The following is a 25,998-nucleotide window of genomic DNA, read 5'->3' on the forward strand; positions in this document are numbered from 1 at the left end:
CAATACATTCACTTTTTGACTGTGCAAGTGATCAAGCAGATAACTCATCCGACAGGCAAAAGCAGCGGTGCACAATATACATAAGCAGCATGCGCGCCGGTCGAAGGGGAACCAGCGTCCTCGACCTTAACCAAGGCCGGCTCCCTTTTCAATCAAACAAGGGATGCTGGCTCCGGCCAACGTACCCTTCAGAATATCTTGCTGACCGTCAGCACCAGCGCCGTCTTGCCCAGGAACTTGCCGTTGGCGGGCGACGCATACGCGCTTTCACTGGCATTGGTGCCGATGACCGCCAGCGCGCCAGTGACCACGCCGAAGTCGCGCGTCACGCCCAGCTTCCAGTCGGTATAGCTGGCCGCATCGTTATTGCGCACCTTCTGGTGGCCGATATGCAGGTTGCCGGTCCAGCCGCCTGTCAGATCGATATTCGCGCCCAGGTCAAGGTAGCCGCTGTTCTTGCTGTCGACGATGCCGAACAGGTTCGAGACGGCATGCGAATACTTGATGTACGCCGGGCCGTACGACAGCTGGCCGTACACTTCCTGGGTATCGGCGTTGGCAAAGCCGGCCACGCTTTTCAGGCCGTTGTCGGCATAGACATAGGCCAGCACGCCCACGTCGTAACCAAGATCGGATGTCAGCTGGCCGCGCTTGCCCGCATACAGGTCGACTTCCACGTCGCCGCTGCCGCCCGCATCTTTCGTCCATTTGATGGTCGAGGCCCATGCACCCGCATACAGGCCGGTGGGATTGTTGGTGTAATCGGCGCCGCCCTGCAGCGCTGGCTGCAGGCGGGTTTGCGAGATGCCGCGGTAGCGGTAGTCGGAAACACCGGCAACGTTGAAGCTCACTTCATTGTCCGGCTTGGCTTCCTGCGCGTGCAGCAGGCCGGAGGCAAGAGTGGCGGCGATGACAAACAAGATTTTTTGCATAATGATTTTCATTGGTGGTTTGGGCCTTTGCCGAGATGGCGCAGCTGGCCCCTTGCTGCAGGAATTTTGGGCAAAGCCTCCCCCTGGCGCGCGCGGCGCCTGTATTCACAACAGGGAAAGCAGAGTCAGTTCACAGCGGCAGCAGCAGCCGGTAGCCCACTGCCGTTTCCGTCAGCAGGTAACGGGGCTGGGCCGGATCGGCTTCAAGCTTCTGGCGCAAATGGCCCATATAGATGCGCAGGTAGTGGCCGTTTTCACTGTTCGACGGCCCCCACACTTCGCGCAGCAGTTGCGGATTGGTGATCACCCTGCCGGCATTTTTCACCAGCACCGACAGCAGGCGAAATTCGGTCGGCGTGATATGCACCATCTGACCGGCGCGCATCACCAGGCGGTTTTTCAGGTCAACGCGCACGTCGCCGAACTGCACCACGCCGTCGTCAAGCGCGCCGGGCTGGCGCTGGCGGCGCAGGGTGGCGCGCACGCGCGCCAGCAGCTCGCCCACGCCGAACGGCTTGGCCAGGTAGTCATCGGCGCCGGCGTCCAGTGCGCGGATCTTGTCCTGCTCGTCCACCCGCGCCGACAGCACGATGATCGGTACCGGCGACCATTTGCGCACATCAAGGATAAAGTCGATGCCGTCGCCATCGGGCAATCCCAGGTCGAGCACGACCAGGTCGGGCCGGCGCGTGCCGGCGTCGATCAGGCCGCGCTGCATGGTGGCTGCCTCGAACACCTGCCAGCCCTCGCCCTCAAGCGCGGCGCGCACGAAGCGGCGGATATGCGGTTCATCCTCGACCAGCAAGGCGGTCGGCACGGGTTCAGTCATGTTGTTGTCCAGTCTGGTTCAAATCGATTTCCAATTCTTCGGGCAGCGCCGGCGGCACGCCCAGCGGCAGCATCAGCACGATCGCCGCGCCCCTGGCCGGCGCCGGCGTCTGGGCGGCAATCGTGCCGCCATGCGCCTCGACAATCGCGCGGCAGATCGCCAGCCCCAGGCCCACGCCCGGCAGGTTCGATTCGCGCTCGCCGCGCGTGAATTTTTCAAAGATGGCCGCCTCGCGCCCCGGCGGCAGGCCCGGGCCATCGTCAAACACCGTCACCTGCAGCCACTGTTCCTGCACGCTGGCAGCGATACCGATGCTGCTGCCCGGCGGCGTGTACTTGGCCGCGTTTTCCACCAGATTGCACAGCACGCGCTCGACCAGCACGGCGTCGTAGCGCACCAGCGGCAAGCCAGGCGCCAGCTGCGTGCAGACGTGATGGCCCTGCAACTGGGTGGCGCTGGCGCGCAGCGCGCTGCCCACCACTTCTTCCAACGCCTGCCACTGCAAATTGAGCTGTACATGGCCGCTCTCGATGCGCGCCATATCGAGCAGGTTGGCCACCATGGCGCTCATGCGCACCGTTTCGGATTGCAGCAGGCGCGCCATCTCGAGCTGGTTGTCCGACAGCGCAGGCTTCGACAGCGCCAGCGATTCGGCCAGCCCGACCAGCGACGTCAAGGGCGTACGCAGGTCGTGCGACAGCGCCGCCAGCAGCGAATTGCGCAGCCGCTCGGACTCCATCTGCACCAGCGCGCCCTGCGCCACGTCGATATAGTGCACGCGCTCGAGCGCAATCGCGGCCAGCGCGGCAAAGGTGTCGAGCTGCTGGCGCTGTTCGGGCACCAGCAGCCAGCGCCGGTGTCCCGCCCCTTCCTGCGGCAGCAGCGCCAGCAGGCCGCGCGTGCGCATCGGCGCGACCAGTGGCAGGTAAAAAATGGCCGAGCCGGGCAAGGTATCGGTACCGGTGCCGGCTGCCTGCGCGCGGTCGAAGGCCCACTGCGCAATGCCGATATCGAGTTCGGCGGTGTCGATATCGCGCGTCTGCAAACGCCCGGCGTCATCGGGCAACAGCAAGGTGGCGCGCGCATGGAAAGCGCGTTCGATGGCGCTGCGCGTGATTTCAAAGACCTGCTCGGTCTGCAGCACGCCGGACAGCTCGCGTGCAAATTCATACAGTGCACGTGCGCGCTGTTCGCGGTGCGATGCCACGCGCGCCTGGAAGCGCAGCCCCGCCGTCAGGTGGCCGGTAATCAGGCCCACGGCCAGCATCACGCCAAACGTGATCACATACTGGAAGTCGCCGACGGCAAACGAATAGCGCGGCGGCACGAAGACAAAATCAAAACTGGCCACGCCCACCAGGCTGGCCAGCGCGGCTGGTCCACGGCCCAGGCGAACGGCCACCAGCACCACCGTCAGCAGGGAGAGCATGGCGATATTGGCCAGGTCGATATAGGGCGTCAGCGGCAGCGATACCAGCGCCGTGGCCAGGCTGGCGCCAGCGGCCAGCAGATAGCGCCAGTGGCGCGCCGGCCGCGCCGGCGCTTCGTCCAGCGGCGCCTTGTACCGGTCCCGCTCTTCACTGGCCTGGGCGATGGCAATCAGGTCGATATCGGGCGCCAGGCTGGCAATGCGTGCTGCCTGCGGCATATTGAACCACGGCCAGGAGCGCGACCAGCCGCTGCGCTCACTGCGTCCGACGATCAGCCTGGAAGTATTGGCCTCGCGCGCATGGCTGACCACGGCGGCGGCAATATCACTGGCAGCGACGATGGCCGTGCGTGCGCCCAGATCCTGCGCCAGCTTGAGTTCCTTCAGGATACGCTCGCGCTGCGAGGCTGGCAGGCGCTGCAGGCGCGGCGTTTCCACATACAGCGCATGCCAGTCGGCGTTGAGCTGGCTGGCCAGGCGCGCCGCGCTGCGGATCACCTGTTCGCCGCCGCGCGGTCCCACGCAGGCCAGCAGCGCAGCACCGGTCTTCCAGACCGGGTTGATCGACTTTTCCACCCGATAGGCCTGCACATCGTCCTGCACGCGGTCGGCTGTGCGGCGCAGCGCCAGCTCGCGCAGCGCGATCAGGTTACCCTTGCGGAAAAAATGCTGGGCGGCCCGCTGCGCCTGCTGCGCCTGATACACCTTGCCCTGTTTCAGGCGCAGCAGCAGTTCATCGGCAGGCAGGTCGACCAGCACCACCTCATCGGCGCGGTCAAACACGGTATCGGGCACGGTTTCAGCCACGCGCACGCCGGTAATGCCGCCCACCACATCGTTCAGGCTTTCCAGATGCTGCACATTGACGGTGGTAAGCACGTCGATGCCGGCCGAGAGCAGTTCCTCGACATCCTGCGAGCGCTTAGGGTGGCGCGAGCCGGCCACGTTGGAGTGCGCCAGCTCATCGATCAGTATCACGGCTGGCGCGCGCTCCAAGGCACCATCGAGGTCAAACTCGGGCAGGCTGCGGCCGCGATATTCGATATTGTGCAAAGGCAGCTGCGGCAGGCCGGCCAGCATGGCCGCTGTTTCCTCGCGGCCGTGGGTTTCCACCACGCCCACCAGCACATCGTGCCCTTCGCGTTCGAGCTTGCGCGCTTCGGCCAGCATGGTGTACGTCTTGCCGACGCCGGCCGAGGCGCCAAAATAGATGCGCAAACGCCCACGCGCGGCGTGCTGTTCCTGCGCCTGAAGCTGGGCCAGCAGGGTGTCGGGATTCGGACGGGACGGGTTCGGTGATGACATGGATATATTCTATTCTTACGGGACAGCGTAGGTCGGATTAGCGTGGCGAAGCCACGCGTAATCCGACACCATTGTTGGCGTCAGCCCGACAACTTTGTTGGCGTCAACGGTGTTGTCGGATTACGGCCCAAAGGGCCTAATCCGACCTACGCAATTATTTCTGCATCGCGTCAAGCGCCAGGTTCAGCTCCAGCACATTGACGCGTGCTTCGCCAAAGAAGCCAATATAGGCGGCCTTCTGCAGCTTGGCGATCAGATTTTCCACCTGGGCCAGCGGCACGCCACGCACGCGGGCGATGCGCGGCGCCTGGTACAGCGCGCCGGCCAGGCTGATTTCCGGGTCCAGGCCGCTGCCCGACGCAGTCACCAGGTCCACCGGAACAGCGCGCGTGTTGGCAGGATCAGCTTCTTTCAGGGCGGCGATGCGCGCTTTCACAGCGTCGACCAGCGCCGGATTGGTCGGCCCCTGGTTCGAGCCGCCCGAGCCGGCGCCGTTATTGGCCATCGGTGACGTGGCTGACGGGCGGCCCCAGAAGTATTTCGGCGACGTAAACGACTGGCCGATCAGCAGCGAGCCAACCGGCTTGCCGTCGCGCTCGACGATGCTGCCGGCGACTTCACCGGGAAAGGCCAGCTTACCGATGCCGGTGGTGGCCAGCGGATAGAGCACGCCGCAGATCACGGTCAGTGCGGCAAACATGACCAGTACGGGACGTATCAATGCATTCATGGTTTCTTCCTCAAGCCAGGTTAAGTGCCGACAGCAGCATGTCGATCAGTTTGATGCCGATAAAGGGCAGCACGATGCCGCCCAGGCCATATACGAGCAGGTTGCGACGCAACAGTGCGGCCGCACCCACGGCGCGGTAGGCCACGCCTTTCAAGGCCAGCGGAATCAGCACCACGATGATCAGCGCATTGAAGATCACGGCCGACATAATGGCCGACGAAGGGCTGGCCAGGTGCATGATGTCAAGCGCCTTCAGTTGCGGATAGGTGCCGACAAACGCTGCCGGGATGATCGCAAAGTACTTGGCGATATCGTTGGAGATCGAAAACGTCGTCAAGGAGCCGCGCGTCATCAGCATCTGCTTGCCGATCTCGACGATTTCCAGCAGCTTGGTCGGATTCGAGTCGAGATCGACCATATTGCCCGCTTCCTTGGCCGCCTGCGTGCCCGAGTTCATGGCCACGGCCACGTCGGCCTGCGCCAGCGCCGGCGCATCGTTGGTGCCGTCGCCCGTCATGGCCACCAGCCGGCCTTCTCCCTGGTAGCTGCGGATCAGCTTGAGCTTGTCTTCGGGCGTGGCTTCGGCCAGGAAATCGTCGACGCCCGCTTCGGCGGCAATCGCCGCAGCCGTCAGCTTGTTGTCGCCGGTGATCATCACGGTCTTGATGCCCATGCGACGCAGTTCGGCAAAGCGTTCGCGGATGCCGCCCTTGACGATATCTTTCAGTTCCACCGCACCGAGTACGCGCCCGGCGTCGACTACCACCAGCGGCGTGCTGCCGCGGCGCGCAATATCGTCGACCGCGCGCGCCACTTCTTCGGGATAAGCCTGGCCCAGCGCCTGTACATACTGGCGTACCGAGTCGGCCGCGCCCTTGCGCACCTGGCGTGTGCCATGGCCATCGACGATATCGACGCCGCTCATGCGCGTTTGCGCCGTAAAGGGCACGAACTCGGCCTGCAGGCTGACCAGGTCCTGCTCCTGCAGCTTGAACTGCTGGCGCGCCAGCGTGACGATGCTGCGTCCCTCCGGCGTTTCGTCGGCCAGCGAAGCGAGCTGCGCCACTGTGGCCAGCTGCAGCGGCGTCACGCCCGGCGCCGGTACAAAGGCGGCGGCCTGGCGGTTACCCAGCGTGATGGTGCCGGTCTTGTCGAGCAGCAGCACATCGACGTCGCCGGCCGCTTCAACGGCGCGGCCCGAGGTGGCAATCACATTGGCCTGCATCATGCGGCTCATGCCGGCCACGCCGATGGCCGACAGCAGGCCGCCGATGGTAGTAGGAATCAGGCACACCAGCAGCGCGATCAGCACCGTGATGGTGACCGGCGAGCCGCTGCCGGCGGCCGCCACCGAAAACAGCGAGAACGGCAGCAGCGTGACGGTCACGATCAGGAACACGATCGACAGCGCCACCAGCAGGATCGTCAGCGCGATCTCGTTGGGCGTCTTCTGGCGCTTGGCGCCTTCAACCATGGCGATCATGCGGTCGATGAACGCTTCGCCAGGGTTGACCGATACGCGCACCAGCAGCCAGTCCGACAGCACGCGGGTGCCGCCGGTAACAGCTGAAAAGTCGCCACCGGACTCGCGGATCACCGGCGCCGATTCGCCCGTAATGGCGCTTTCATCGACCGACGCCACGCCGGCGGTCACTTCACCGTCGGCCGGAATCACGTCGCCCGCCTCGACCAGCACCGTCATGCCTTTGCGCAGATCGGTCGCTGGCGTGGGCAGCCATGGCGTGCCGTATTTTGGCGTCTGCATTTTCTTGGCCATCACGGTCTGCTTGAGCGCGCGCAAGGATGCTGCCTGCGCCTTGCTGCGCCCTTCGGCCAGCGCTTCGGCAAAGTTGGCAAACAGCACCGTAAACCACAACCACACGGCGATGGCAGTAATAAAGCCGAACGGCGCCTCGCCCTGGCCGCCAAAGGCCTGGACCGCCAGCAGGGTGGTGATAATGCTGCCTACGTAGACCACGAACATCACGGGGCTGCGCCACTGGGTGCGCGGGTCGAGCTTTTTGAACGCATCGATGATCGCAGGGCCCAGCAGGGCCGGATCAAACAGCGTCAGGTTCTTGGTTTTCATGGTTGTGCGCTAAAGAGTTGGAGATGTTCGATAACAGGGCCCAGGGCCAGCGAAGGCACGTAGTTCAGGACGCCCACCAATACCACCACGCCGATCAGCAGGAAGATGAACATCGGTCCGTGCGTGGGCATGGTGCCGGCGTTGGCTGACAATCGCTGCTTGGCAGCCAGCGAACCGGCAATCGCCAGCACCGGCACGATCACGGCAAAGCGGCCAAACCACATGGCCACGGCCAGCATGGCGTTGTAGAACGGCGTATTGGCGGACAGGCCGGCAAAGGCGCTGCCGTTGTTGTTGGCTGCGGATGTAAAGGCGTACAGGATTTCGGAGAAGCCGTGTGCGCCCGGATTGGCCACGCCTGCCTTGCCCGGTTCAACCATGACGGCAATGGCCGTGCCGATCAGCACCAGCGCCGGCGTGACCAGGATCGCCAGCGAGACCATCTTCATCTCGTACGCCTGGATTTTCTTGCCCAGGTATTCCGGCGTGCGCCCGATCATCAGGCCGGCGATAAACACCGCCAGCATGGCGAACATCAGCATGCCGTACAGGCCCGTGCCGACGCCGCCAAAAATCACTTCGCCAAACTGCATCAGGAGCAGCGGCACCATGCCGCCCAGCGGCATATACGAGTCATGCATGGAATTGACCGCGCCGCACGATGCTGCCGTGGTGACGGCTGCAAACAGCGCCGACGAATTGATGCCAAAGCGCGTCTCCTTGCCTTCCATATTGCCACCGGCCTGCAGAGAACTGGCCTGCTGGTCCACGCCCAGCGCCTGCAGCGCTGGATTGGCCTGCTGCTCGGCCTGGAATACACCCGCCGTCATCAGCACGAAAATAAGCGTCATGGCGCCCAGCACCGCCCAGCCCTGGCGCAGGTCGCCCACCATGCGCCCGAAAGTGAAGCACAGGCCAGCGGGAATAATGAAGATGGCCAGCATCTGCAGGAAGTTCGACAGCACGCTGGGGTTCTCGTAGGGATGCGCCGAGTTGGCGTTAAAGAAGCCGCCGCCATTGGTGCCGAGCATCTTGATCGACTCTTGCGAGGCGACCGGGCCCATGGCAATCGTTTGCGTCTTGGCCACCTGCGCTTCCATCACCGGCTTGCCTGCAGCGTCCAACAAGGGCTGGCCGTCGGCGCCGGTCTTCGGCGTTTCATACGACACCTGATCGAGCAGCGCGACTTCCTTGTAGGGCGAAAAATTCTGCACCACGCCCTCGCCCATGAATACCACCGACAGCGCCAGCGACAGCGGCAGCAGGATATACAGCGTCGAGCGCACCAGGTCGACCCAGAAATTGCCGATCGATTTGTTTGATCGCGCGGCAAAGCCGCGCACCAGCGCAAAGATCACGGCAATGCCGGTGGCAGCCGAGAAGAAGTTCTGGCAGGCCAGGCCCAGCATCTGCGTCAGATAGCTCATGGTCTGCTCGCCGCTGTAGCCCTGCCAGTTGGTATTGGCGGCAAAGCTGATGGCCGTATTGAACGAGGAATCGGGGCTGACCGCGCCAAAGCCCTGCGGGTTGAACGGCAGGAAGCCCTGCAGGCGCTGCAGCGCATAGACAAACAGCGCGCCGACGGTGTTAAAAGCGATCAGCGCGATGGCGTAGCTTTTCCAGCCCATCGCCTTGTCAGCCGGCAGACCGGCCCAGCGATACAGTTGCTGTTCGCAGCGGTGCAGCCAGCCCAGGCCGCGTATCGGCGCGTCGCCCGCAACCCTGGCCATATACAGGCCCAGCGGATAGGCAACGGCCAGCAGTACCAGCAAAAAGGCGGCCAGCAGTAATCCGGCTTGCATCGTCATCACAGATCCTCCGCTTTCAGCAGCGCCACCAGCAGATACGCCAGCAGGCCGGCCGACACCACGGCGCCCAGCACATAAAATGCGTTCATTTGGCGCCTCCCAGCCCGAGCTTGTCGCAGGCGACCGCAAAGGCGGCCAGCACCACGAAAAACGCGGCAATCGCGCCGATATACACCATATCCATTACGAGATTCACTTCGCCCTCACTGCTGTTGTTATGACAGGATGAAGCTTAGAGAGTCGGGTCTAAAAAATTCGTAAAGACTCTGCGGGCCGGTGTAAACAAAGTGTAAAAATGCATGGAAGCGCCTGGCCGACGCCGTGTGCGGTGCACCATAGTTGCTCTGTAGTAGCGCTTTGTCATGCCGATCACGATAGAATGCGCAAGCGTCCGCACAAGGACGCCAGGCCTGCCATGCTGGCACGCACAGTGACGCCAGCGGCGAAATACTGTATATTCATACAGTTATCGTCGCTGCGCGCATTGCGCCGCACGCAGGCCTGGCGTTCCAACCCTTGTCTTTATTTAGCTTGAACACGTATGGCCACTAAAAAACCAGCATCCGACTACAGCGAATCATCCATCCGCGTCCTGAAGGGACTGGAACCGGTCAAGCAGCGTCCGGGGATGTATACCCGCACTGAAAATCCGCTGCATATCATCCAGGAAGTGATCGACAATGCTTCCGACGAAGCGCTGGGCGGGCATTGCACGCATATCGCCGTGACGCAAAATGTCGACGGCAGCATTACCGTCGAAGACAACGGGCGCGGCATTCCGGTCGGCCTGCACCCGGAAGAAGGCGTGCCGACGGTGGAAATCGTGTTTACGCGCCTGCACGCAGGCGGCAAGTTCGACAAGGGCTCGGGCGGCGCCTATGCGTTTTCGGGCGGCCTGCACGGCGTCGGCGTGTCGGTCACCAATGCGCTGTCGAAGCGTCTGGAAATTACCGTCTGGCGCAAGGAAAGCGACGGCAACGGCCTGCATCACCTGGTGTTTGAAAACGGCGATGTGGTCGAGCCTTTGAATTCGCGCCCGGCGCCGCGCGACGGCAAGAAGTCCGGTACGCGCGTGACCGCCTGGCCAGACCCCAAATACTTCGATACCCCGGCGATCTCGCAGCCCGAGCTGCAGCGCCTGCTGCGCTCGAAAGCTGTGCTGCTGCCGGGCGTGACCGTTACACTGACCAACGCCAAGACCGGCGACACGCAAACCTGGCTGTACGCCGAGGGCCTGCGCGGCTACCTGACCGAATCGCTGGCGCAGGTGTCGAACGGCGAAACCCTGATCCCCTTGTTCGAGGGCGCGCAGTACGCCACGTCCGAGTCGGAAGGCTTTGCCGAGGGCGAAGGCGCGGCGTGGGTGGTGGCGTGGACCGAAGAAGGCGCGGTGGTGCGCGAGTCCTACGTCAACCTGATTCCCACCTCGAACGGCGGCACCCATGAATCGGGGCTGCGCGAAGGGCTGTTTGGCGCGGTCAAGAACTTCGTCGAGATGCATTCGCTGCTGCCCAAGGGCGTGAAACTGCTACCCGAAGACGTGTTTGCACGCGCCTCGTTCGTGCTGTCGGCCAAAGTGCTCGACCCGCAGTTCCAGGGCCAGATCAAGGAGCGCCTGAATTCGCGCGACGCCGTCAAGCTGGTCTCGACCTACGCCAAGCCGCCGCTCGAACTGTGGCTGAACCAGCACGTCGACTACGGCAAGAAGCTGGCCGAACTGGTGATCAAACAGGCGCAGTCGCGTCAGCGCTCGCTGCAGAAAGTGGAAAAGAAAAAGTCGTCGGGCGTGGCGGTTTTGCCGGGCAAGCTGACCGACTGCGAATCGTCTGATATTTCGCGCAACGAATTGTTCCTGGTCGAGGGCGACTCGGCAGGCGGCTCGGCCAAGATGGGCCGCGACAAGGAGTTCCAGGCCATTTTGCCGCTGCGTGGCAAGGTGCTCAACTCCTGGGAAACCGACCGTGACCGCCTGTTTGCCAATAATGAAATCCACGATATTGCAGTAGCCATCGGCGTCGATCCGCACGGCGCCAACGATACACCCGACCTGTCGGGCCTGCGCTACGGCAAAGTGTGCATCCTGTCGGATGCGGACGTCGACGGCTCGCATATCCAGGTGCTGCTGCTGACGCTGTTCTTCCGCCACTTCCCGGCGCTGATCAAACGCGGCCATATCTGCATCGCGCGCCCGCCCTTGTACCGTGTCGATGCACCGGCGCGCGGCAAGAAGCCGATCCAGAAAATCTATGCGCTCGACGACGGCGAACTGGTCGCCATCGAAGACAAGCTGCGCAAGGACGGCGTCAAGCAAGGCGCCTGGTCGATCTCGCGCTTCAAGGGCCTGGGCGAGATGAATGCCGAGCAGCTGTGGGAAACGACCATGAATCCGGACACGCGCCGCCTGCTGCCCGTCACGCTCGGCGAGGTCGATCATGTCGATTCGTCGGCGCGCTTCAATATGCTGATGGGCAAAGGCGAAGCGGCCGGCCGGCGCGCCTGGATCGAAGAGCACGGCAACGAGGCAGAGGCGGATATCTGATGATCATCGGCATCGACCTTGGCACCACCAACAGCCTGGTTGCCGTCTGGCGCGACGGCCAGGCCTCGATCATTCCCAATGCGCTCGGCGAACACCTGACGCCGTCGTGCGTGAGCATCGACGACGATGGCACGGTGCTGGTCGGGCGCGCCGCGCGCGAGCGCCTGCAGACGCACCCGCAACTGACGGCGGCCGTCTTCAAGCGCTATATGGGCAGCGAAAAGAAGATCACGCTGGGCACGCAGCAGTTCCGTCCGGAAGAGCTGTCGTCGATGGTGCTGCGCGCACTCAAGGAAGACGCCGAAGCGTTCCTCGGCCAGCCGGTCGAGGAAGCCATTATTACCGTGCCCGCCTATTTCAGCGATGCCCAGCGCAAGGCCACGCGCGCCGCCGGCCAGCTGGCCGGGCTGCGCGTCGAGCGCCTGCTCAACGAGCCCACCGCTGCCGCACTGGCCTACGGCATCCGCGACAAGGAACAGGAAAGCAAATTCCTGGTGTTCGACCTTGGCGGCGGCACGTTCGACGTGTCGATCCTCGAACTGTTTGAAGGCGTAATGGAAGTGCGCGCTTCGGCCGGCGACAATTTCCTCGGCGGCGAAGATTTTGTTACCGTGCTGGTCGACGCCTTCATGCAGGAAAGCGGCCTGGCCGCGGCGCTGGGCAGCCGCCAGTTCGACGCGCGCCAGCAGCAACTGCTGCGCGACGAGGCCGAACGCGTCAAGCGGCTGCTGTCGAAGCAGTCGCCGGTGCGCATGAATATCCGCTTTGAAAACACCGAATACAACTGGGAGATCGGCGAAGAGCGCCTGGCGCAATTGTGCGAACCGCTGCTGGCGCGCCTGCGCCTGCCGGTCGAGCGCGCGCTGCGCGACGCCACCATCCGCGCCGCAGAATTGCACGAAGTAGTACTGGCCGGCGGCGCCACGCGCATGCCGCTGGTGCGCAAGCTGGTCTCGCGCATGTTCGGCCGCTTTCCGGCCACCCAGCTCGATCCCGATGAAGCGGTGGCGCTGGGCGCAGCCGTGCAGGCCGGCCTGAAAATGCGCGATGCGGCGCTCGACGAAGTGGTGATGACGGATGTGGCGCCCTACTCGCTGGGCATCGCCATTTCACGCCAGATCGGCCCGAACCAGTATGAAGGCGGCCATTATTTGCCCATCATCGAGCGCAATTCGGTGGTGCCGGTGTCGCGTACCGAGACCATCGTCACCATCCAGGACAACCAGAAGGAAATCAACGTGGCGATCTTCCAGGGCGAATCGCGCTTGGTGGCCGACAACGTTTTCCTGGGCAAGATCAACTTCCCGATCCCGGCAAAAAAAGCCGGCGAAATCGGCATCGACGTGCGCTTTACCTATGATGTCAGCGGCGTGCTGGAAGCCGAAGTGACGGTGCAGGCGACCCAGGAACGCCACAAGATGGTCATCAGCGACAACGCCGGCGTGATGACGACCGAACAGATCGAGCAGCGTTTCCTTGAACTGGCCGACCTGAAAATCCACCCGCGCGAACAGATGGAAAACCGCACCCTGGTCTCGCGCGCCGACCGCCTGTACGAACAGTCGCTGGGGGACGTGCGCCAGTTCCTGGCCGAACACACGGCGCAGTTCCAGGCCGCGCTGGAAACGCAGGACCAGTCGCTGATCCGCAAGGCGCGCCTGTCGTTTGAAAAGGTGTTGCACGACGTGGAAAGCGAGAGCTTCCTGTAAATGAGCGAGCGCGAACGCAGCCTGTGGGACATCCTCGGCACCGAGCCGACCGGCGACGAGCGCGCGCTCAAGCGCGCCTATGCAAAGCGCCTGAAAGTCACGCGCCCGGAAGACGATCCGGCCGCGTTCCAGGAGCTGCGCGACGCTTATGAGTATGCGCTGCGCAACGCTGCGGCAATCGCTGAATATGTGCAGCAGCAGGCCGAAGTACAGGGACCAGACGCTGAAGTACTGGGGTCAGACCCGGCGGCTCTGGCCCCAGCCATCACCAGCGTCCATGCCGACAGCGGCCCGGCAGAAGCCGTACCGCCAGAACCAGCAGAAGCCCCGTCAGCCGAACTATGGGGCGTGATCGCCCACGAAGAACTGCGCATGGTGCCGCCGCCTGCACGCGCGCCGGAGCTGTGGGGCGTGATCGATATCGATCCGGCTGAAGAAGCAGCAGACCTGTGGCAGGAGTGCCTGACACGCGCCAGCCGCTGCGATCCTGCAAAGCTGCTGACCGAACTGCTGCAGCGCGACGCGCTGCTCAAGTTCGATGTGCGTGAAGAGTTCGAACTGTGTGCGCTGCGCTATTGCGCCCAGCCCGGCTACGCGCTGCCGCTGCGCCATGCGCTGTTTGTGGCGCTGGGCTGGGACCATGACTTTGCCTACCTCGCGCGCAGCCATGGCGATCTGGTACGCGAGGCTGTACAGAGGCTGCGCGCCGACCGCTCGTTTGCGCATTTCAGCGAACAGCGCGACCAGTATCCGGGCCTCGATTGCATCATGTCGCAGCAGGAGCCGTCGGCCTATGCGCGCCAGCTGTTCGACAGGAAATTCACGCTGCAACTGCGCGCGCTGCTGCAGACCATCCGCTGGCAGCATGGCGAAATGCTGGCCTACAAGCTTGACGTGGCCCTGTTCGAACGCTGGGAACACGCCGTGTTTTCCAAGCGCTATTTCTCGCAGACGGCGCTCGTTTCCGCCGGCCTCGGCTTCGTGCTGCACTTTATGCTTTCCGGCGTGCTCGATGTGGCAGGCTGGCGCCTGGACGATATCGGCAGCAGCGCCAGCCTGCTGGGTTTCCAGGCGCTCGCTTTCGTGCTGCTGGCGCTGAACGCGTTCCAGCGGCCGGCGCCGGTATTTGCATGGTTTGCCTCGATACAGGAACGCGTGCAGCAGCGCTGGTCCGACCGCCCTGCACTGCCGCAACTTGGCTGGCTGGCGGCGTTTCTGGTGCTGGCCCTGTTGCTGTTCCTGCCCGCCCAATCTGAGGCGCTGCGCACGTCTCTTTCGGCAGGGCTGTGCATCACGGCCTTGATCGCAACTGCGGCCAACCATGCACTGCTGCGCGGCCGGCTGATCGGCTGCGTCATTACCGCCTTTGCCGTCACCATGCTGTTCGCGATCGACCAGCATGACAAGGGACTGGCGCTGATCGATGGCATGACGCTGGTGTACTGCGTGCAGGTGCTGGCGCTGCGCTCGATGGCCGGGATTTATGCCGATCTCGGTGGCAGCGAAACAGCCCTGCCGCGCTGGCGCGCCGGCTGGCTGATCGGCTGCCTCGCTGCGCTGCTGGCAGTGTATCTGCGTGCCGCGCCATTGCCGGTGCTCGGTGCCATCATGCTGCTACTGGCCGTCACCGGCATGCTGCTGTCGCCGTTCGAGCTGGCCTGGCGCGCTGCTTGGCCGCTGGTGGCCATGCCTGCGCTGTCCAGCGTTTTGCTGTCCAGCTGGCAAGGGGTGCCGACGGTGCCTGCGATGCTGCCACTGGTCAGGCTCGCTATCGTGCTGGCGCTGGCCGTGCTGTATTTCACCGTGCGTCATCTGTATCTGCTGCACCGCAGGTCTGCCAAACCCGATGGGCTGGCATAATCGGCCCCAAGAATTCAACCGCTATCACTCATAAAAGTCCGTACCATGTCCACACAATCGAATTTATTTGACGACGCCCAGCCCGAACCGATAACACCGGATCAACCGGACGAACCGGCATTTGACGGCGAAGCGCTGACTCTGTCCACCTTTGCCGAGCGCGCCTATCTCGATTACGCCATTTCGGTGGTCAAGGGCCGCGCCCTGCCCGATGTGTGCGACGGCCAAAAGCCGGTGCAGCGCCGCATCCTGTATGCGATGAATGAACTTGGCCTGAACGCCACGGCCAAGCCGCGCAAGTCGGCGGCGGTGGTCGGCGATGTGCTGGGCAAGCTGCACCCGCACGGCGATCAGTCGGTGTACGACGCGCTGGTGCGCATGGCGCAGGACTTTTCGCTGCGCTATCCGCTGATCGATGGCCAGGGCAACTTCGGCTCGCGCGACGGCGACGGCGCCGCCGCCATGCGTTACACCGAAGCGCGCCTGACGCCGATCGCCAAGCTGCTGATGGATGAAATCGGCATGGGCACGGTCGACTTCCAGGCCAACTACGACGGTTCAACCGAAGAACCCAAGCTGCTGCCGGCGCGCCTGCCAATGGTGCTGCTCAATGGCGCATCCGGCATTGCGGTCGGCCTGGCCACGGAAATCCCGTCGCACAACCTGGGCGAAGTGGCCAGGGCGGCCGTGGCCATGATCCGCGATCCGAAAATCTCGCACGCCGAACTGATGGCCATCGTGCCCGGCCCGGACTTCCCCGGCGGCGGCCAGATCATTACGCCAGCGGCGCAGATCCAGGACATGTATGCGAGCGGACGCGGCAGCATGAAGGTGCGCGCGCGCTGGAAGATCGAAGAGCTGGCGCGCGGCCAGTGGCAGGCAGTGGTGACCGAACTGCCGCCAGGCACCTCGTCGCAGAAGGTGCTCGAAGAGATCGAGGAACTGACCAATCCGAAAGTCAAGCTGGGCAAGAAAGCGCTGTCACCGGAACAGGTGGCTTTAAAAGCGCTGGTTCTCAATTCGCTCGACACCATCCGCGACGAATCGGGCCGCGCTGCACCGGTGCGCCTGGTGTTCGAGCCGAAATCGAAGAATCAGGATCAGACCGAATTCATGCTGATGCTGCTGGCCCATACGTCGCTCGAATCGTCGACTTCGATCAACCTGGTAATGATCGGCGGCGATGGCCGTCCGCGCCAGAAGGGCCTGAGCGATATCCTGAGCGAGTGGATCACTTTCCGCTTCGCTACCGTAACGCGCCGTACCGGCTACAAGCTGGGCAAGGTCAAGGACCGCATTCATATCCTGGAGGGCCGTGAAGCGATCCTGCTCAATATCGACAAGGTGATTCACATCATCCGCAACTCGGATGAACCGAAGGCGGCGCTGATCGAGGCCTTCAATCTGTCCGAACGCCAGGCCGACGATATCCTGGAAATCCGCCTGCGCCAGCTGGCGCGCCTGGAAACGATCAAGATCCAGCAGGAGTTGGCCGAGCTGCGCAAGGAGGAAAAGTCGTTGCAGGACCTGCTCGACAATCCCGGCTCGATGAAGCGCGCCATTATTCGTGAAATCGAAGCAGACGCCAAGCAGTTCGGCGACGCGCGCCGCACGCTGATCGAGGAAGCACAAAAAGCCGTGGCCGAGCAAAAAGTGGTCGATGAGCCGGTCACGGTCATCATCTCGGAAAAAGGCTGGGTGCGCGCGCGTACCGGCATCGGCCACGATGCCACGCAATTCACCTTCAAGGCCGGCGACAGCCTGCATGGCGCCTTTGAATGCCGCACGGTCGATACCTTGCTGGGCTTTGGCAACAATGGCCGTATTTACTCGGTGCCGGTGTCGGCGCTGCCTAACGCACGTGGCGACGGCGTGCCGATTACCACGCTGTGCGACCTCAGTGGCGGCACGCCCGGCAATGCCGTGCGCATCCTGCATTACTTTGCCGGCAATGGCGCCACCAATCTGCTGCTGGCCACCAGCGCCGGCTATGGCTTTATCGCCAATGCCGCCGACATGGTCAGCCGCTTGAAAGGCGGCAAGTCGTTTATCACGCTCGAAGCCGGCGACACGCCGCTCGAACCGAAAGTGATCCCGGCGCCCGCCAGCGCACTGGCCTGCCTGACCGACAGCGCACGCCTGCTGGTGTTCGGCCTCGATGAAATGAAGACCCTGACCAAGGGCGGCACCGGCGTCAAGCTGATTGAGCTTGAAGGCAAGGACAAGCTGCTGGCCGTGCAGCCGATTACCCAGCGCGGCGTGGTGGTGTCGGGCATCGGCCGCGCATCGAAGCCGCAGGAAGTGTCGCTGGGTGCTACTGCGCTGACCGAGCATTTCGGCAAGCGCGGTAGAAAAGGCAAGGCGCTGGCGTCAAAGGTCAAGCCGGTGTCGATGGCGGCGATAGCCTGAGGCTGAGGCATTGAGGCAGCGCAGGCCGGACGTAATCGGATAATGCTTTCATGCGCTAACCATGGTGTCGGATTACGCCGCTGCGCGGCCTGCGCGGCCCGGCTAATCCGACCTACGGAATAATTTTATTAATTCCCCGGCCTTCCACGTTATCCCTGCATATCATGCAAATAACCGGGAAGCGCCATGTCCAGTTTTACCGAAAATAATCCATCCTGCCAACGCCTGACGCCAGCCGAACGACAGGTCGCCTTGCTGGCGGCCGATGGCCTGCCCTACAAGATTATCGCCAGGCGGCTCGACAAGTCGCCCGCTACCGTGCGCAACCAACTCCATGCGGTGTACCAGAAGCTGGCCGTGGCCAACCGCGCGGCACTGGCGGGGTGCCTGCACCAATGCTGCTCAGCCAGTGACATCGTTAGCGGCGCACCAGTCTGAGAATGGCAGGAGTTGCTTCGATAATGTTGAAAGCCGGCGGCGCCACGGCGCGCGGGCGGTCGTCCGGGCCGCTTTGCAACGCAGTCACGGAAGCAATCTGGTCGTCGCCAACCGAAAACTGCAGTACGGTACGCCCCCTGCGGCTGGGCGGAAAGGCAAACGTGGCCGTCGGGCGGTAGACTTCGACGCCATCGATATCCTCTTCAAAAGAATGCGTCCAGCTGCCTTCGAGGCCGCCAGCGGCTTCAATCACGCTCATGCCGGTATCCCGTTCAAGGACACGCTGCTCCACCGGCCCATGCTGTCACGCGGGCCGTCGAGGCAGGCCTGCATGCGCGCCACCTGGCCGGTGCTGAACATGAACATGGCGGTGTCATCGACATAATCCATATAGTTCATGAACATGTCGCCATGCGGGCCGTTGTTGCACGACACCTGCGGAAATACCGGCTGGCCGGCATTCGGTCCACCCTGGTTGGGCGTATCGGCCACGTTGTCGGTGCCGCTGCAGCCGGTGCCGTCGTCGCCCCAGATATGATTGAGATTGAGCCAGTGCCCCACTTCATGGGTGGTGGTGCGGCCAAGGTGAAATGGCGGTGCGGCCGTGCCGACCGTGCCGAACGCCGACTGCAGTATCACTACGCCATCGGTCTCGGGCGGACCGCCGGGAAACTGCGCATAGCCGAGCAGTCCGTCGCCAAGCGGGCAGACCCAGATATTGAGATAGTCGTTCGCGGGCCAGGCGTCAAGGCCGCCGCTGGCGCGTGACTTGACGCCGTCATCGGAGCCAAACGATGACACCTCACTCTGGCGCCGCTCGATACCGCTGGTGGGTCGGCCTTGCGGATCGACGCTGGCCAAGACGAATTCAATATGCGCGTCGGCTGCCAGTGGGCGGAACGGCGCCGGTATCTGTTCGGCATCGGGATTGCTGCGCCGGAAATCCTGGTTGAGGACGGTAATCTGGCTGGCAATTTGCTCGTCCGCGATATTCTCGTGCGGCTCGTGCCAGAGCACATGCACCACCACCGCAATTTGCGTCACACCCGTCAAACCGGCCAGACCATGGTTGGCCTCGTACAGCATGGCCTGGTTTTCAATATCGTCGCGCAGGCGCGCATACGCCGGGTCGGTATTGAGCAGATGGCGATGTATCTGCATGGTGGCACAGGTGCGCGTTTGAGGGGTGCCCGCCTGCTGGCCCGTGGTGTCGATGCCCATCATGCCTCCTCGTCGTCTGCCAGAAAAGCACTATGGCACGGCAGGAAGGCGCGTATTTGAGGCACATCAAAGGTGCGGAAGGAATGGGGAAATACGGAAAAGGCGTAGGTCGGATTAGGCCGAAGGCCGTAATCCGACAAACACCTGCAGCGCCAACAATGTCGTCGGATTACGGCCTTCGGGGCCTAATCCGACCTACGCGACGCCAAAACAGCGGGAATTACTTGGCTGCAGCAGCTTTCACTTCAGCGTCAGCCTTGGCCTTGGCTTCTGCAGTTTTGGTTGCAGCCTGTGCCATGTCGGCGTTGGCTTCCACTTTTTCCTTGGCGACTTTCTCGTCGGCTTTTACAGCAGCTTTGTGGGCTTTGGCGTCAGCTTTGGCCGCTTTTTTGTCAGCCTTGGCTTGTTCCTTCATTTTGTCTTCTGGATCAGCCTTGACGACATCTTCATGTGCCTTGGCTTTGGTTTTGGCAGCTTTGTGCTGAGCGTCAGCTTTCTTTTCAGCAGCTTTGGCTTCGGCCTTGGCGACGTCTTCGTTGGCGTTGGCATCAACTTTGGCTTCCTTGTTGGCAGCCTTGTTCACATCTTTTTGTGCGGAAGCCTGGGCTTTCGCGACGTCGTTGGTGGTAGCGGTTTGTGCCATGGCGGCGGTAGCAAACACGGTAGCGATCAGAGCGGCGAGCAATTTGTTCATGATGTGGACCTTTCAATATGGTTTAGATTTATTGTTACTAAAGGCGGGCAAAATGTTCAAAATTTGCCAGGCATCGGGTTGTCTGTGTCAGCAACGCGATGGCATGACTTCATAGTAGCGATAAAGCCAAAACCACACTGTGCGGTATCGCACCCATGGAGAAAAAGCACTGCAAAAAGGAAATTGTTCTCCATGGGCGCGTATGTCGTCAGTGCATTACTCGGACACCGCCAGCGCCGCATGCCGGGCCGCTACCCATTCCTCATTGGCCGGCTCCACGCCTACCACGATGCGGCTGTCATGGCTGGAAATCACGCTGGCGTTGCGTGCATTGGCGTCGGCGTCGAGCTGCGGGCCGATAAAGCCCAGTTGCGCACAGATGCGCTGGCGCAGTTCGGCACTGTGCTCGCCGATACCGGCAGTAAACACCAGCAGATCGAGGCCGCCCAGCACCGCCGTCAGCGCGCCGATTTCGCGCACGATGCGCCGCACGTACAGCGCCAGCGCGGCGCGGATGCGCTCGCCGGTAGCGTCATCGCGCTCTTCCTGCGCCAGCAGCACCGGCGGGTCGGCCGAGACGCCCGACACGCCCAGCAGCCCCGATTCGTGATACAGCACATGCGCGACTTTTTCCAGCGACAGCTTTTCGATCTCCATCAGATAGATCACGGCCCCCGGATCGAGCGCGCCGCAGCGCGTACCCATCATCAGGCCATCGAGCGCGGAAAAACCCATGGTGGTGGCCACGCTGGCCAGGCCGTCCATCGCGCACAGGCTGGCGCCGCTGCCCAGATGCGCGACAATGACCTTGCCGCGCGCGACCGGGCCAAAGCGCTGCTCAAGCACCAGCGACTGGTATTCATACGACAGCCCATGAAAGCCATAGCGGCGCAAGCCGCGCTCCCAGGCGTCGTAGGGCAGCGCCAGCATCTGTTCGACCTGCGGCACGGTATGGTGAAAGGCCGTATCGAAACACGCCACCTGCGCAATATCGGGCCGCTCCTGCAGCAGCACCTCGATCGCTTCGAGTGCAAACGGCTGGTGCAAGGGCGCCAGCGGCACATAGGACTTGAGGTCGGCCAGCACATCGAAGTCGATGCGCACCGGCGCAAAATACTTGCTGCCGCCATGCACCACGCGGTGCGCCACGGCGAGAAGGTGGCGACCGGCCAGGTGTTCGACCACTTTTTCGCGAATATGCGCCAGCGCTGCATGATGCGCTTCCGCTGGGTCCAGCTGCAGCGTCTCGGCCGGCAGGCCGCCGGCGCGGTAAATGGTGCGCTCGCGACCGATGCCCTCGATCTTGCCGCTCCATTCGGCCTGCTGCGCCATACCATCGGGGCCGCCCTCAGCGTTTGCTTCAAACAGGGCGAACTTGATGCTCGACGAGCCGCAGTTAAGCACCAGAATCAGATTGCTGTCGTGATGGCTGGCGTTCATGGCGGCGCGCTCCGGTAGCGCGCCGCCAGCAGCACGGCCAGCGCGCACGAGGCGATACGGCTGGCGCGCGAATCGGCGCGGCTGGTCAGGATCACCGGCACTTTGGCGCCCAGCACGATGCCGGCACTGTGCGCGTCGCCCATGTATTCAAGCTGCTTGGCCAGCATATTGCCGCTTTCCAGGTCCGGCACCAGCAAAATGTCGGCGCGCCCTGCCACCTCGGACACGATGCCCTTGACGGCCACGGCCGCCATCGACACCGCATTGTCAAACGCCAGCGGACCGTCGAGGATGGCGCCGGTAATCTGGCCACGGTCGGCCATCTTGCACAGTGCCGCTGCATCCAGCGTGGCCGGCATGCTCGGGTTGACCGTTTCCACGGCCGCCAGGATGGCCACGCGCGGCTGCGCCACGCCGATCACGTGCGCCAGGTCGATCGCATTGCGCACGATATCGGCCTTGATCTCGAGGGTTGGCACGATATTGACGGCGGCATCGGTAATGATGAAGGGACGTGGATAGGCCGGCGTCTGCATCAGAAAGCAATGGCTGATACGACGCTTGGTGCGCAGGCCAGCGCTCGACGCCAGCACCGCCGACATCAGTTCGTCCGTGTGCAGGCTGCCTTTCATCAGCGCTTCGACTTCTCCTTTGCCGGCCAGTTCGGCGCCGCGCGCCGCCGCCGCATGGCTGTGCTCCACATCATCGATTTCAATGCCGTCGAGGGACAGGCCAGCCGCTTCGGCCACCGCTTCGAGGCGCGCGCGCGGCGCCACCAGCAGCGGGGTGATCAGGCCGGCCCGGTACGCATCGAGTGCACCGGACAGGCTCAGTTCATCGCATGGGTGTACGACTGCCACCCTGATCGGCCCCTTGCTGCGCGCCTGGTCCAGCAATTGCCACTGGCCTTCGCCCGTATGCAGCCGCACTTCGGGCAGCGTGGCGCGCACACGCTCTATGGACTGCTTGGGCGCAGTCACCTGCGCCTCGCCTTCGAGCACCACCGCGCCGTGCTGGTTGATGCAGCGGCAGGCCAGCGTCACCACGCCGCTGGCCGCATCGCGTTCGGTCACCGTCACGCTGATATCGAGCGTGTCGCCGACGCGAACCGGCTGCAAAAAGCGCAGCGTCTGGGCCTGGTAGACGGTACCGGCGCCAGGCAGGCGCGTGCCCAGCACGGCCGAAATCAGGGCAGCGCCCCACATGCCGTGCGCGATCACGCCCTGGTACTGGCTGGCCGCGCCGAATTCGGCGTCCAGGTGCTGCGGATTGTCGTCGCCGGACATCACGGCAAACAACGCGATATCGTCCATGGTCAGGGTGCGTACGATGCTGGCCGTGTCGCCGATGGCGATTTCATCGAAGATACGGTTACGCACCAGATTGATCTGTTCAGGTTTGTTCATGTGAGCTTATGCTTTGCTGGTGTTTTTCTTCGGTTTGGCCGCCTCGGCCGCCGGTGTGCCGGCCACCGGAACGCCGGCTGCCGGGATGCCGGCCGCCTTGTCGAACACGGCCAGCATTTGCTGCAGGCTGGCTTCTTCATCCGGGGTCGGTGCATCGGATGCATGCAGCAGCTGCTTGAGCGCTGCGCCCAGGGCGCGGATCTCGTCCGGCTTTGCGCGCGACAGCAGCTGCGGCATGGCGGCCATGGCAGCGTCGAAGTCATGCTGCAGCAGGCGCGACTGCTGGCGCACGATGGCGCGGAACTGCTCCATGTGCAGATCCTGGTCGAACAGCGGCTGCAGCAGTTTCAGGGTCAGGTTAACGCGGCGCTCGTCGGCCACCATGCGGAAGCGATGGATATAACACTGCGCGCGCACGCCCGCTTCAACCAGGCCGCCCTGATAAACGTCATCGTCCAGGCTGACTGATTCACGGCGCGCATCATCGCTGTGCCCGGGCGCCACGCCCGGATGGGGCCGCGGCGCCGTGCCTGTGCCCTGCCCCGTCAGCGCCTGCACCAGCGGCGAGCCGTAGATCAGGTCGAACATCTGCTCATCGGCGCGATCACGCCAGTCGCGCCAGCTATCCAGTCCTGCCGTCACCGCGCTTGAAAATGCCTGCTGCATGGCCAGGAAAGGATTGTCGGGCGCCACCGGCGCGCGCGCCGCGCGCACCTTGTCGGCCTCTTTCGCCACCAGCCGGGCCAGCGGATTATGATCGGTCCAGCGCTCGTACGACACGCGCAGCGGATGCATCAGCTGCAGCATGCGCGCCGACTGCGGCGTGACGACAGCGCGCACCCATGGCTGCATGAAGTTGCGGTACAGCGCCAGATTGGTTTCCGATACGCGCCGGGCGGCGGCAAACTTGCGGTCGTTTTCCTCGCTCGGCTGCACGATGGCGCGCACGTCGTCGAGCGTGCGGTGCTCGACCGACAGCACATAGTCGCCGCTGGCCAGGTCGGCATTGGGCGTCTCAAGCGTCTTGTCGACGATCAGCGCCTCGTACAGGCCAGCCGGCAGCAGGTTGATCAGGTCGATATTGCTGGCAAACTTCTGATGCTCCTTGTGGCCCACCTTGCCCGAGACGAAAATGCCCAGGTGGCCGATGCTGGCATGCACCGCATAGATGATGGTCTGGTCGTGCAGCAGCAGTTCGCTGTCGTCGCGGTACAGGTCGGTGATCCAGCCCAGCGCCTGCGGCGGCGGCGTGATATTGTCGCCGTTCGAGCAGAACACCACGATGGGCGAGCGGATATTGCGCAGGTCCAGCCGCACGCCGGTCGAGGTAATCAATTCGGCCGTGGCCAGGCGGTTGCCGATAAACAGATTGTCGACGATGTACTGCATTTCTACCGCGTTCAAAAATACATGGCCGCCCCAGTATTTTTCAAACTCCAGGTAGCGCGGCGCTTCCGTATCGATATTGGCGTACAGGTTGTACTGCTTGCTCCACAGCGTATTGGCCGGGTTGAGCTTTTCAAAGTTCTGCACCAGATTGGCGCCGTCGAAGCGGCCGTTGCCCAGGTCGCCGGCCAGCGCCGTGGCCCAGCTGCCGCCCATCAGGCCGCCGCCATAGCGCATCGGATTGCGGCCATGCCAGCCGGCCCAGTACGACACGGGCGCGCCAGCCACGATAATCGGGCCGAACAGGTCGGGGCGCATGGCGGCCGTCATCAAAATCTGCCAGCCCGCCTGGCAGTTGCCGATCACGGTCGGCTTGCCTTCGCTGTCGGGATGCAGCGCGATGACTTTTTCCAGGAACGCCACTTCGGCATGCATTACGTCTTCCACCGTCTGGCCTTCCACCGGATCGGGCAGGAAGCCGACGAAATAGCAGGGGTGGCCGGCGCGCAGCGCCACGCCGATTTCACTTTCGGCCTTGAAGCCGCCGATGCCCGGACCGTGGCCGGCGCGCGGATCGACCACCACGAACGGACGCTTCGACGCATCGGGCTCGGGCAGGTTGGGCGCCAGGATGCGCACCAGGCCGTAGTTGACGGGGCGCGGCAGGTCACGCCCGCTCATCACCAGTTCGGCCGGAAAATCAAGCACATTGGGCACTTCTTCGTGCAGATGCTGCTGGTACTGGTTGCCGCGGCGGCGCATCACGTCGGCGTACAGCACGATGCGCTGCCACGAGTCGCGCGCATAGTCGCCGAATGCACCGAGCGAAGGCACGCCACCAGTAGAGAAAAATGGTGCAGATTCTATTTTCATGACACTCCTTTGTTTCCGGGGAGGCGCGCGCATGGCGCGCCGGTGATCAGTTGAGGATGTTGTAGCCGCCGTCGACATACAGCGTGCCGCCGGTAATGGCGCGCGCGCCGTCGCCGGCGAGAAAAGCGCACAGGGCACCCACGTCGTCGATGCTGGCCAGGCGGCGCAGCGGCGAGCGTGTCTCGGCGTCGGCCAGCAGCCGGTCAAAATGGGCGATGCCGGAAGCGGCGCGGGTAGCCAGCGGCCCTGGCGAAATGGCATTGACGCGGATGCCGGCCGGTCCCAGCTCGGCGGCCAGGTAGCGCACCGACGCCTCCAGCGCCGCCTTCACAGGCCCCATCAGGCCATAGTCCGCGATTACCTCTTCGGCGCCCAGATAGGTCATGGCCATCAGGCTGCCGCCCTGCTTCATCAGCGGCTCGGCCAGCTTGGCCATGCGCATGAAAGAGTGACAGGAGATATCCATGGCCTGCGCGAAGCCGGCGGCCGAACTGTCCGTCACGCGCCCGTGCAGGTCCTGCTGCGGCGCATAGGCGATCGAATGCACCAGGAAGTCCAGACCGCCCCATTCTCGCTCGATGCGTGCAAACAGCGATTCGAGCTGGCCCGGCACCGATACGTCGAGCGGCGCCGTGATGGCAGCCTGCAGTTGCTGCGCCAGCGGCTCGACATGCGGGCGCGCCTTGTCGTTCAGCCAGGTCAGCGCCAGTTCGGCGCCAGCCGCGCTCAGGGCGCGCGCGCAGCCCCAGGCGATGCTCTGGTCATTGGCCACGCCAACCACCAGGCCGCGCTTGCCCTGCAGGCCGAACAAGGGCCGCGTCATGGGCACGCTCGCGGCAAGAGCGGTGTCAGAACGGGAATAGTGGGAAAAAAGCGGCCGGGTAAATCTGCTGCGCTGTCA

General features: G+C 63.5%; 19 protein-coding genes. 5 read left to right on the top strand and 14 right to left on the bottom strand.

Annotation, left to right across the window (positions count from 1 at the left end; translation table 11 throughout):
* Positions 1-188: 188 nt before the first annotated feature.
* The 7 genes from GCM43_RS05790 to kdpF all read right to left on the bottom strand — a co-directional run bounded on the left by GCM43_RS05790 (position 189) and on the right by kdpF (position 9,211).
* On the bottom strand, positions 189-932 hold the full coding sequence (locus GCM43_RS05790; RefSeq protein ID WP_152242588.1) for a TorF family putative porin: 744 nt from the start codon (positions 930-932) through the stop codon (positions 189-191).
* A 130-nt stretch (positions 933-1,062) separates the two neighbouring features.
* Positions 1,063-1,761 (bottom strand): two-component system response regulator KdpE, encoded by a 699-nt coding sequence (gene kdpE / locus GCM43_RS05795; protein WP_152242589.1) that lies wholly within the window; start codon positions 1,759-1,761, stop codon positions 1,063-1,065.
* A complete protein-coding gene (locus tag GCM43_RS05800; RefSeq protein WP_152242590.1) occupies positions 1,754-4,495 on the bottom strand; it encodes a DUF4118 domain-containing protein in 2,742 nt (913 codons plus the stop codon). The genes kdpE and GCM43_RS05800 overlap by 8 nt, the downstream gene beginning before the upstream one ends.
* A gap of 154 nt (positions 4,496-4,649) precedes the next feature.
* On the bottom strand, positions 4,650-5,225 hold the full coding sequence (gene kdpC / locus GCM43_RS05805; protein WP_152242591.1) for a potassium-transporting ATPase subunit KdpC: 576 nt from the start codon (positions 5,223-5,225) through the stop codon (positions 4,650-4,652).
* Positions 5,226-5,235: 10 nt separating this feature from the next.
* Complete coding sequence (gene kdpB, locus GCM43_RS05810) at positions 5,236-7,314, bottom strand: potassium-transporting ATPase subunit KdpB (RefSeq protein ID WP_152242592.1); 2,079 nt, start codon at positions 7,312-7,314, stop codon at positions 5,236-5,238.
* Positions 7,311-9,122 (bottom strand): potassium-transporting ATPase subunit KdpA, encoded by a 1,812-nt coding sequence (gene kdpA / locus GCM43_RS05815; protein ID WP_152242593.1) that lies wholly within the window; start codon positions 9,120-9,122, stop codon positions 7,311-7,313. Before kdpA ends, kdpB begins: the two co-directional genes overlap by 4 nt.
* Entirely contained in the window at positions 9,122-9,211 is a 90-nt protein-coding gene (kdpF, locus tag GCM43_RS05820; RefSeq protein WP_152242594.1) for a K(+)-transporting ATPase subunit F, read from the bottom strand. Before kdpF ends, kdpA begins: the two co-directional genes overlap by 1 nt.
* 452 nt (positions 9,212-9,663) lie before the next feature.
* Here kdpF and GCM43_RS05825 point away from each other — a divergent pair, with 452 nt between their 5' ends.
* The 5 genes from GCM43_RS05825 (at position 9,664) to GCM43_RS05845 (ending at position 18,077) form a co-directional block, all read left to right on the top strand.
* Positions 9,664-11,661 (top strand): DNA topoisomerase IV subunit B, encoded by a 1,998-nt coding sequence (locus tag GCM43_RS05825; RefSeq protein ID WP_152242595.1) that lies wholly within the window; start codon positions 9,664-9,666, stop codon positions 11,659-11,661.
* Positions 11,661-13,370 carry a molecular chaperone HscC gene (locus GCM43_RS05830; RefSeq protein WP_152242596.1) on the top strand — a complete coding sequence of 570 codons (1,710 nt, stop codon included), beginning with the start codon at positions 11,661-11,663 and terminating at the stop codon, positions 13,368-13,370. The genes GCM43_RS05825 and GCM43_RS05830 overlap by 1 nt, the downstream gene beginning before the upstream one ends.
* The gene (locus GCM43_RS05835; RefSeq protein WP_152242597.1) at positions 13,371-15,230 is read left to right on the top strand and encodes a J domain-containing protein; all 1,860 of its coding nucleotides are present in this window, start codon (positions 13,371-13,373) and stop codon (positions 15,228-15,230) included.
* A 45-nt stretch (positions 15,231-15,275) separates the two neighbouring features.
* Complete coding sequence (gene parC / locus GCM43_RS05840; protein WP_152242598.1) at positions 15,276-17,639, top strand: DNA topoisomerase IV subunit A; 2,364 nt, start codon at positions 15,276-15,278, stop codon at positions 17,637-17,639.
* Between the two features lie 186 nt (positions 17,640-17,825).
* Positions 17,826-18,077 carry a helix-turn-helix domain-containing protein gene (locus tag GCM43_RS05845; RefSeq protein WP_152242599.1) on the top strand — a complete coding sequence of 84 codons (252 nt, stop codon included), beginning with the start codon at positions 17,826-17,828 and terminating at the stop codon, positions 18,075-18,077.
* On the opposite strand, the gene GCM43_RS05850 is transcribed toward GCM43_RS05845, so the two are convergent.
* From GCM43_RS05850 to fabI, 7 genes are all read right to left on the bottom strand, one after another.
* Positions 18,058-18,336: a hypothetical protein gene (locus tag GCM43_RS05850; protein ID WP_152242600.1), complete on the bottom strand. Its 279-nt coding sequence runs from the start codon at positions 18,334-18,336 to the stop codon at positions 18,058-18,060. The two genes, GCM43_RS05845 and GCM43_RS05850, sit on opposite strands and share 20 nt — an antisense overlap.
* Complete coding sequence (locus GCM43_RS05855) at positions 18,333-19,301, bottom strand: zinc metalloprotease (RefSeq protein ID WP_226929340.1); 969 nt, start codon at positions 19,299-19,301, stop codon at positions 18,333-18,335. Before GCM43_RS05855 ends, GCM43_RS05850 begins: the two co-directional genes overlap by 4 nt.
* A gap of 217 nt (positions 19,302-19,518) precedes the next feature.
* Positions 19,519-19,992 (bottom strand): hypothetical protein, encoded by a 474-nt coding sequence (locus GCM43_RS05860; RefSeq protein WP_152242601.1) that lies wholly within the window; start codon positions 19,990-19,992, stop codon positions 19,519-19,521.
* Positions 19,993-20,208: 216 nt separating this feature from the next.
* On the bottom strand, positions 20,209-21,432 hold the full coding sequence (locus GCM43_RS05865; protein ID WP_152242602.1) for an acetate/propionate family kinase: 1,224 nt from the start codon (positions 21,430-21,432) through the stop codon (positions 20,209-20,211).
* Positions 21,429-22,838 (bottom strand): bifunctional enoyl-CoA hydratase/phosphate acetyltransferase, encoded by a 1,410-nt coding sequence (locus tag GCM43_RS05870; protein ID WP_152242603.1) that lies wholly within the window; start codon positions 22,836-22,838, stop codon positions 21,429-21,431. The genes GCM43_RS05865 and GCM43_RS05870 overlap by 4 nt, the downstream gene beginning before the upstream one ends.
* Positions 22,839-22,844: 6 nt before the next feature.
* Positions 22,845-25,097, bottom strand: coding sequence for a DUF3141 domain-containing protein (locus tag GCM43_RS05875; RefSeq protein WP_152242604.1), 2,253 nt, complete (start codon positions 25,095-25,097; stop codon positions 22,845-22,847).
* A 46-nt stretch (positions 25,098-25,143) separates the two neighbouring features.
* On the bottom strand, positions 25,144-25,920 hold the full coding sequence (fabI, locus tag GCM43_RS05880) for an enoyl-ACP reductase FabI (protein ID WP_152242605.1): 777 nt from the start codon (positions 25,918-25,920) through the stop codon (positions 25,144-25,146).
* Between the last annotated feature and the right edge of the window lie 78 nt (positions 25,921-25,998).

Source organism: Janthinobacterium aquaticum, assembly GCF_009208565.1.
In the GTDB taxonomy this organism is placed as follows: Bacteria; Pseudomonadota; Gammaproteobacteria; order Burkholderiales; family Burkholderiaceae_D; genus Janthinobacterium.

Excerpts from the sequence above, each read along its gene's own strand:
- kdpA (WP_152242593.1), bottom strand. The coding sequence starts at position 9,122 with ATGACGATGCAAGCCGGATTACTGCTGGCCGCCTTTTTGCTGGTACTG.
- GCM43_RS05865 (WP_152242602.1), bottom strand. The coding sequence starts at position 21,432 with ATGAACGCCAGCCATCACGACAGCAATCTGATTCTGGTGCTTAACTGC.
- fabI (WP_152242605.1), bottom strand. The coding sequence starts at position 25,920 with ATGACGCGGCCCTTGTTCGGCCTGCAGGGCAAGCGCGGCCTGGTGGTT.
- kdpB (WP_152242592.1), bottom strand. The coding sequence starts at position 7,314 with ATGAAAACCAAGAACCTGACGCTGTTTGATCCGGCCCTGCTGGGCCCT.
- kdpE (WP_152242589.1), bottom strand. The coding sequence starts at position 1,761 with ATGACTGAACCCGTGCCGACCGCCTTGCTGGTCGAGGATGAACCGCAT.
- GCM43_RS05860 (WP_152242601.1), bottom strand. The coding sequence starts at position 19,992 with ATGAACAAATTGCTCGCCGCTCTGATCGCTACCGTGTTTGCTACCGCC.
- GCM43_RS05875 (WP_152242604.1), bottom strand. The coding sequence starts at position 25,097 with ATGAAAATAGAATCTGCACCATTTTTCTCTACTGGTGGCGTGCCTTCG.
- GCM43_RS05790 (WP_152242588.1), bottom strand. The coding sequence starts at position 932 with ATGCAAAAAATCTTGTTTGTCATCGCCGCCACTCTTGCCTCCGGCCTG.
- GCM43_RS05800 (WP_152242590.1), bottom strand. The coding sequence starts at position 4,495 with ATGTCATCACCGAACCCGTCCCGTCCGAATCCCGACACCCTGCTGGCC.
- GCM43_RS05870 (WP_152242603.1), bottom strand. The coding sequence starts at position 22,838 with ATGAACAAACCTGAACAGATCAATCTGGTGCGTAACCGTATCTTCGAT.
- GCM43_RS05830 (WP_152242596.1), top strand. The coding sequence starts at position 11,661 with ATGATCATCGGCATCGACCTTGGCACCACCAACAGCCTGGTTGCCGTC.
- GCM43_RS05835 (WP_152242597.1), top strand. The coding sequence starts at position 13,371 with ATGAGCGAGCGCGAACGCAGCCTGTGGGACATCCTCGGCACCGAGCCG.
- GCM43_RS05845 (WP_152242599.1), top strand. The coding sequence starts at position 17,826 with ATGTCCAGTTTTACCGAAAATAATCCATCCTGCCAACGCCTGACGCCA.
- GCM43_RS05850 (WP_152242600.1), bottom strand. The coding sequence starts at position 18,336 with ATGAGCGTGATTGAAGCCGCTGGCGGCCTCGAAGGCAGCTGGACGCAT.
- kdpF (WP_152242594.1), bottom strand. The coding sequence starts at position 9,211 with ATGAACGCATTTTATGTGCTGGGCGCCGTGGTGTCGGCCGGCCTGCTG.
- kdpC (WP_152242591.1), bottom strand. The coding sequence starts at position 5,225 with ATGAATGCATTGATACGTCCCGTACTGGTCATGTTTGCCGCACTGACC.
- GCM43_RS05855 (WP_226929340.1), bottom strand. The coding sequence starts at position 19,301 with ATGATGGGCATCGACACCACGGGCCAGCAGGCGGGCACCCCTCAAACG.
- parC (WP_152242598.1), top strand. The coding sequence starts at position 15,276 with ATGTCCACACAATCGAATTTATTTGACGACGCCCAGCCCGAACCGATA.
- GCM43_RS05825 (WP_152242595.1), top strand. The coding sequence starts at position 9,664 with ATGGCCACTAAAAAACCAGCATCCGACTACAGCGAATCATCCATCCGC.